This is a genomic window from Compostibacillus humi, from assembly GCF_014637175.1.
GTDB lineage: Bacteria > Bacillota > Bacilli > Bacillales > Amphibacillaceae > Oceanobacillus > Oceanobacillus humi.
In genome coordinates this window covers 1-596 of sequence record NZ_BMEV01000166.1, presented here as the reverse complement: position 1 = coordinate 596, position 596 = coordinate 1, and the positions used below count along the sequence as shown (strand labels likewise).

Sequence of the window (596 nt, the reverse complement as noted above, 5' to 3'; positions counted from 1 at the left end):
TTCAGATTCCTGTCATGCGGCAGAAATCATTATCCGGTATTAGCTCACGTTTCCGCAAGTTATCCCGGTCTTACAGGCAGGTTGCCCACGTGTTACTCACCCGTCCGCCGCTAGATCCACTAACGTCATCCCGAAGGAATCCGTTAGTTTCACTCGCTCGACTTGCATGTATTAGGCACGCCGCCAGCGTTCGTCCTGAGCCAAGATCAAACTCTCCAAAAAAGTTTGTTTAAATGAACAACGTTCATTTATCTTAGCGTTTCATTTCAGGGGATTGAAGCATTGCTTCTTCCCTCTGCACAGGTTGTTTTGTTCAGTTTTCAAAGAACATCAATTTTTGTCGTTTTTTCAAGCGACGAATTATAATTTACCATGCTTTTCGTAGCTTGTCAATATGTTTTTTTGTTTTTCTTTTTAACATATTGTCTTGCGACAACAGAATTAAATATAGCATAGGTAAAAATAAAAATCAACTAGTAATATTTTTAAGTTTACCGATTTTCTTTGTTATACCTTCAATCCATTCGTATTTTTTAATCGAAGAAACTTGAATTTATATTTCTGTGTGGAAAAAGTTTATTTTTACCAACACAAAT

Annotated in this window: 1 rRNA gene; it reads right to left on the bottom strand. The window is 36.9% G+C overall.

Annotated features, from left to right (window positions below):
• Nucleotides 1-222, bottom strand: a 16S ribosomal RNA gene (locus tag IEV18_RS17130); the annotation flags it as partial.
• Between the last annotated feature and the right edge of the window lie 374 nt (nt 223-596).